This window comes from Peribacillus sp. P4_D6 (genome assembly GCF_056401795.1).
In genome coordinates this window covers 1-6,097 of record NZ_JBFUIQ010000175.1, presented here as the reverse complement: position 1 = coordinate 6,097, position 6,097 = coordinate 1, and the positions used below count along the sequence as shown (strand labels likewise).

Genomic DNA, 6,097 nt, shown 5'->3' with positions numbered 1-6,097 from the left:
GTCTAACGTCTGCCAAAACTTGCTCCTCAGATGCTCCTTTGAAATGGGCATTACCGCTTATGGTATTATGTACAGCCGCTCCGCCCAATCCTTCGGATGAAATCTTTTCTCCTGTAACCGTTTCAATGACTTTAGGACCTGTTATGAACATTTGGCTCGTTTTTTCAACCATGAAAACAAAGTCGGTAATGGCTGGGGAATATACGGCTCCGCCTGCACAAGGTCCCATAATAACCGAAATCTGTGGAATGACCCCTGAATATATGGAATTCCGGTAAAATATTTGGCCATATCCGTCAAGCGAAACTACGCCTTCTTGAATTCGCGCCCCGCCAGAATCGTTTAAACCTATGAAAGGGGCTCCATTTTCCGCTGCCAAATCCATAACATTGGCAATTTTCAGGGCATGCATTTCACCGAGTGCACCGCCAAAAACAGTAAAATCCTGTGAAAACAGATAAATGTCGCGGCCGTTGACTTTTCCGTAACCGGTGACAACCCCTTCTCCAGGCCCTTCTTCCTTTTCCATGCCGAAATTGGTATTACGATGTTTGATAAAAGGATTAAGCTCGATGAAAGTACCTGGATCAACTAGAAGTTCAATTCTTTCCCTTGCCGTAAGTTTGCCCTTTTCATGCTGCTTATCGATTCTTTCTTCACCGCCGCCCATTTCCACTTTTCGGCGTCTGTCATATAGGTCATTGATCGTATCATAAATGTCTGTCATTTCTGCTCCTCCTTTGATAATGCTTGTTCACAAAGCTCATATAATACTCCCGCGGTAGACTTGGGATGAACGAAAGCAACATCCGCATTGTGCGCTCCCTTTCTTGATGAATCATCAATCATGCGCAATCCAGCTTCTTTGATTTCTTTTATTCTATCTTCGATGTCATCGACGCCTAGTGCCACATGATGAATCCCTTCACCGCGTTTTTCGATGAATTTGGCGATTGGGCTTGCAGGTGACAACGCTTCCAACAATTCCAAACGGGTATTGCCTGCCAGGATGAAGGCCACTTTCACTCCTTGGCTCTCCACTGTCTCGATTCCTTCAAGTTTCAACTTCAACGTCTCCGTGTAAAGCGGCAAGGCTACATCTAGTGACTTGACGGCAATACCGATATGATCGATATTTTTAATCATCATAAAAACCCCCATGCTATGTATTATTGGATGACTCCATTAAAATACTACTAATCTTGCATTAAAGCCTTTTAAGATTCGGAATAATATGAACATTATACTTTTACTTGTCTCTGCTAAATGTTCAAGTTAAAATAAAATCAATCAAACTGTATTAAGGGAGAGAGCATATGGGAAACAAGAAAATCAGAAAGATCGTCGTGTATTTAATGCTTATCTCAATGTTATTAATGAGCTTATTATCAGGGATCGCATTTCTTTTGTAATAGACAACGTATTGGGGAGGGGAGCAAAAAGCTTCCCTCTCTTTTTATTTTATCGCTCCATTTTTCTTAGCCAGCGTTTTGAAATCCTCGTTCGATAGGGTGATCAACACCTTGGTGCCGATGGGGACTTTTTCGTACAAACGCTCCACATCGGATTTATGCATCCGTACACAGCCATTTGAAATATATTTACCAATCGATGATGGCTGATTCGTACCATGTATGCCGTATATCCTCCCATCGGTATTTCGCGCGTCGAATCCAATCCACCGAGACCCCAAAGGGTTCCTGGGATCACCGCCAGGAATATTCTTTTTCCGGTAATATGGATTGACCGCTTTTACTTTGACCGTGAAAATCCCTTCAGGTGTCAGTTCCTGACTCTTTCCCGTACCGACCGGCAGAATCTCCTTGACCTCGTTATCATCAATGAACGCCAATTTATTGTTGGCTTTATTGATGATGATAAATGGATCGCCAGGCTTAACCGATTGAGGCTGGGCCTGTACCTGTAACGGCCACAAAGATAGGATGAGCAACAAAGAAAGGATCCATTTCATTTGTATCATTCCTTTTCTTTTTTGCTTAGTTTAAGCCAAGTGCCTCTTTTTCATTCGGTTTCCGGTCAGCTTGGGTAATCCCTTGAAGGAATGCTTCAACAATAAATAGCGCTCCATTTCCTTCATGAGCTGCAGTAATGCAGCCCTGGATTCGAACTCTTCACGTGTCTGCGGCAGTGGCATTCCCCTAAAATGAATCTCCATTTCTTCAAGCTTCCTCAGATAAAGGATGGCCGTATTTTGTGGGTGGACGTTTTCTGCCAAATCTTCTATAAAATCAGCCACTATCCCGCTTTGCTTGACGACCAACKGAATATTCGTGACCAGGGGAAGAATTCGTTCAATTATTTCAAATTGCTTTTCACGCATTTTGAAATAATGGTAATAGAGGTCTTCTTCCCTTAAGAAATGATTTTCCACGTCCCTGAAGGCAAGGCTCTTGGCTTGATTAAGAAGATTGGCTGTTTCAGTGATTTCCTTACCATCCCATGTGTGATCATTATCCCTCAAATAGCGGACAATTCCCATCAAGATCGCACTGAAGTTCGTTTCGATACTTTCCTGATAGGCCAGCAGTTTGTCATCGACACTGGGCATGTACAGATTCATGACAAGTGCCACTCCGACTCCAACTGCAATTAATATCGTTTCATTGATCAGCAGGGAAAAAGTGATGTCACCGGACCCGTATAGGTGCATGATGATGACGCTACTAGTCACGATCCCCTCATTAATCTTCAAGGCAACTGCCGTTGGAATGAAAATCAAGAGAATCAAACCTATTATCAGCGGATGGAATGCGATGAACTGAAATAATAGGGATGCATAGGCCATTGCGATCAAACAAGCTAAAAACCGGTGCCAGGAGGCATACACCGACTTCTTTTTTGTAACTTGGATGCATAAGATCGCAATGATTCCCGCGGCAGAGAAATATTCGAGATTAAGCATTTGTGCAATAATAATTGCCAGGGTGGCCCCCAAAGCAGTTTTAATCGTCCTGTATCCGATTTTAAACATTGTTATGTATCACCTGGCTCTTTCTCCATCTATTATAATACTATCAGGAAATCAGAAATTTTTACAGTCCTTTGCGAGTTAAATTTCCAATTTTTCTAAATACATGCACGCAAAAATACATTATAGGAAAAAAATAAAAAAGGTAACTAAACGTTACCTTTTTTCACAATTATATACTATTTGCTTTAGCTTATAAAACTTTTTCCAAGAAGTCTTTTGCACGCTGGCTTTTCGGATTGGAAAAGAAATCTTCCGGAGCACTTTCCTCAACGAGCAGACCCCCGTCCAGGAATAGTACACGATYGGCCACTTCTTTGGCGAAGCCCATTTCATGCGTTACAATCAGCATGGTCATCCCCGTATGTGCCAGTGACTTCATAACCTCGAGCACTTCTTTTACCATCTCGGGGTCAAGCGCTGAAGTCGGCTCATCGAAAAGCATTACTTCCGGGTTCATTGCCAATGCCCGTGCAATCGCGACCCTTTGTTTTTGTCCGCCTGACAGACGATTCGGATAAGTCGATTCTTTATCGGCCAAACCGACTTTAGTCAACAGCTCACGAGCTTGTTTTACAGCCTCGGCCTTTGATAATTTTTTCACCTTCATAGGTGCATATATCAGATTCTCCAGTACGGTTTTATGTGGAAATAAATGAAAATGCTGAAATACCATTCCGACATTTTCACGCACTTTCATGATATTGGTCTTTTTATCAGTGATGATTTGATCTTTAAACCTGATTTGACCATCAGTTGGAGTTTCAAGCATATTGATGCAGCGCAAGAAAGTTGATTTTCCCGAACCGGATGGACCGATGATCGCTACCACTTCACCCTGTCCTATCTCGGTGCTGATTCCCTTTAAAACCTCGAGCTTACCATAATTTTTTTTGAGTCCATCAATTTTAATCACTGCGTCTCATTCTCCTTTCAATCACTTTGCCTAAGATGGTGAGAATCATGACCATCACATAATAAATGAGACCGGCAAATAAAATCGGCTCGAAGAATTTATATGTCTCACCGCCGACAATATAAGCACGGCGCATGATATCCCCTAATCCAATAATTGTGACAACGGCTGATTCCTTCGTTAAGGAAATCAATTCGTTAACAAGGGATGGCAGGATGTTCTTGATGGCCTGCGGAAGGATAATATTAAGCATCATCCCTGAATAGGGAACCCCAAGTGCAAGTGCAGCCTCTCGTTGGCCTTTATCGACCGCTAAAATGCCTCCCCTGATAATTTCAGAGATATATGCAGCTGAATTTAGCCCGAATGCTAAAAATGCTGCTTGGAACGCTTCGATTTGAATTCCTAATATTTGTGGTGAACCAAAATAAATCAGCATTAATTGCAGCACCAAAGGGGTACCGCGAAAAATGGATGTATAAAAGTCAGCAATCCAATTCAATGGCTTGATTCTGCTGATTTTAAGTATAGATAATAATATTCCCAAAACAAATCCGATTACTGCCGCTACCGCTACAACCTTTAATGTAGTCGGCATTCCCTCCAGGATATATGGAAGGGAAGGCATAATCCTTTCAAATTCCAGATTCACTCCATTCATCCTCTCTTATGAAGGCCGTTATCTTGGGCCTTCCTCCTGCTTCATTTTATTAACAATAAAGCGCGGAAAAACGTTCAGAAGGCATTCTGAACGCTTTTCATCTCTCTGGTTTATTCAGTTTCACTGCCACCGAACCATTTTAATATTAATTTTTCCATTTCACCATTTTCCATCATTTTTTTCAACTCGGCATTGAATTCTTCAGTTAACTTGCTTCCTTTTTGGAAAGCGATTGCCGAACCGGCATCTTGATCACCAGACTTGATCAAATGGCCAACCAATTCTTTATTATCTTTCAAGTAGCCTTTTGCAACAGTATCTTCCATGATCACGGCGTCAAAACGTCCTGTTGACATTTCTTGAACAACCTCAGGAATACGATTCCGTTTTTCAACTTTCATCCCGATATCTTGGGATTTATTCAAGTCATTTGCCAATGTCTCCTGAATGGATGCAAGCTGTACGCCTACCGTTTTCCCTTTTAAATCTTCAACAGTTTTGATTTTACTGTCCTTTGTCGTGATGATCATGTTTTTAGCTGTATAGTAAATATCACTGAAATCGACTGATTGCTCACGTTTTTCTGTTGGAGTCATTCCGGAGATAACGAAATCGACCGATTTATTTTCCAGGGCAGGCACAAGACTATTAAAGTCAATGTCCTTCACTTCGACCTCATAACCTAATTTTTTTCCGATTGCTTTAGCGATATCAATGTCAAATCCTTGGATTTCATCACTTTTAGATGTTTCAACAAATTCAAATGGCGGATAATCCGCAGATGTTCCCATTACCAGGACCTTCTTGTCTTCATTGTCAGCTGTGTTCTTATCTTCTTTCTCTGATGTTCCGCATGCCGCTAAAATACCTACTAATAAAATAGAAGTAAGCAACAATGCTAACTGCTTTTTCAACTTCATTATTATTCCTCCAAAATGATATTTTCAATTCTCTTGTTTTTAAATTAGGTTAGTTAAATTTCGAACAACTAATATTCATAYACTAATGTGTATTTTAACACACTCTAATAATTATTCAATAACGTAAATAATAGATTCATTTTTCAGAATATTATCACAATTACACATCTAGGCTTCGTGCTTTCTCATTAAAGGTAATATATGCGCCTCCATATCTATCTTCTTTCCCAAAAGTTCCTGACTTATGCAATTTCATGAATAAAAAAACCCACCGATTGGGCGGGTTCAGACTGTAGACAAAATTCGAACAAAAGCCAGTTTTCTTATAGTTTTTTTCTTAAAAAAGTATTTCTATTGATTCCAGAAATCCGCTCCCTTTCCGCCGACTGTATGCCAAGCCTCCTCAGTGCAAGCGCCTATGGGGTCTCGGCTAGCCAGTTACTCGGCAGGAGTGTCACAGCTTTCTTCAATCCAATTAGAGTTCATAAAACAATAAAAAACCATATAGAACTAGATCGCTGCAGCTTTTTATGTAAAAGACGTTCCAGCTTGATTTCTGAAATCCGCTCCCTTTCCGCCGACTGTCTGCTGAGCCTCCTCACCGCAAGCGG

The 6,097-nt window shown here is 41.1% G+C and carries 8 protein-coding genes; 1 reads left to right on the top strand and 7 read right to left on the bottom strand.

Translation table 11 applies throughout. From position 1 onward, the window contains the following. The coding region (locus AC1DVB_RS24565; RefSeq protein ID WP_477591377.1) for an acyl-CoA carboxylase subunit beta at positions 1-727 on the bottom strand (727 nt) is incomplete at its 3' end. After that, the gene (gene mce, locus AC1DVB_RS24560; RefSeq protein ID WP_095678588.1) at positions 724-1,149 is read right to left on the bottom strand and encodes a methylmalonyl-CoA epimerase; all 426 of its coding nucleotides are present in this window, start codon (positions 1,147-1,149) and stop codon (positions 724-726) included. The genes mce and AC1DVB_RS24565, both read right to left, overlap by 4 nt. A gap of 167 nt (positions 1,150-1,316) precedes the next feature. Here mce and prli42 point away from each other — a divergent pair, with 167 nt between their 5' ends. Beyond that, complete coding sequence (gene prli42 / locus AC1DVB_RS24555) at positions 1,317-1,412, top strand: stressosome-associated protein Prli42 (protein ID WP_156404416.1); 96 nt, start codon at positions 1,317-1,319, stop codon at positions 1,410-1,412. A 44-nt stretch (positions 1,413-1,456) separates the two neighbouring features. Here prli42 and AC1DVB_RS24550 read toward each other — a convergent pair whose 3' ends face one another. The 5 genes from AC1DVB_RS24550 to AC1DVB_RS24530 form a co-directional block, all read right to left on the bottom strand. Continuing rightward, on the bottom strand, positions 1,457-1,972 hold the full coding sequence (locus AC1DVB_RS24550; RefSeq protein ID WP_095678587.1) for a L,D-transpeptidase: 516 nt from the start codon (positions 1,970-1,972) through the stop codon (positions 1,457-1,459). Positions 1,973-2,002: 30 nt separating this feature from the next. After that, complete coding sequence (locus AC1DVB_RS24545; RefSeq protein WP_477591374.1) at positions 2,003-2,992, bottom strand: aromatic acid exporter family protein; 990 nt, start codon at positions 2,990-2,992, stop codon at positions 2,003-2,005. 190 nt (positions 2,993-3,182) lie between these two features. Then, positions 3,183-3,905 (bottom strand): amino acid ABC transporter ATP-binding protein, encoded by a 723-nt coding sequence (locus tag AC1DVB_RS24540; RefSeq protein ID WP_477591372.1) that lies wholly within the window; start codon positions 3,903-3,905, stop codon positions 3,183-3,185. Beyond that, a complete protein-coding gene (locus AC1DVB_RS24535; RefSeq protein ID WP_057278878.1) occupies positions 3,898-4,557 on the bottom strand; it encodes an amino acid ABC transporter permease in 660 nt (219 codons plus the stop codon). The genes AC1DVB_RS24540 and AC1DVB_RS24535 overlap by 8 nt, the downstream gene beginning before the upstream one ends. Before the next feature lie 119 nt (positions 4,558-4,676). Next, positions 4,677-5,480: a transporter substrate-binding domain-containing protein gene (locus tag AC1DVB_RS24530; protein ID WP_170946886.1), complete on the bottom strand. Its 804-nt coding sequence runs from the start codon at positions 5,478-5,480 to the stop codon at positions 4,677-4,679. Between the last annotated feature and the right edge of the window lie 617 nt (positions 5,481-6,097).

Coding starts and splice junctions, on each gene's coding strand:
- mce (WP_095678588.1), bottom strand. CDS start 1,149: ATGATGATTAAAAATATCGATCATATCGGTATTGCCGTCAAGTCACTA.
- prli42 (WP_156404416.1), top strand. CDS start 1,317: ATGGGAAACAAGAAAATCAGAAAGATCGTCGTGTATTTAATGCTTATC.
- AC1DVB_RS24550 (WP_095678587.1), bottom strand. CDS start 1,972: ATGAAATGGATCCTTTCTTTGTTGCTCATCCTATCTTTGTGGCCGTTA.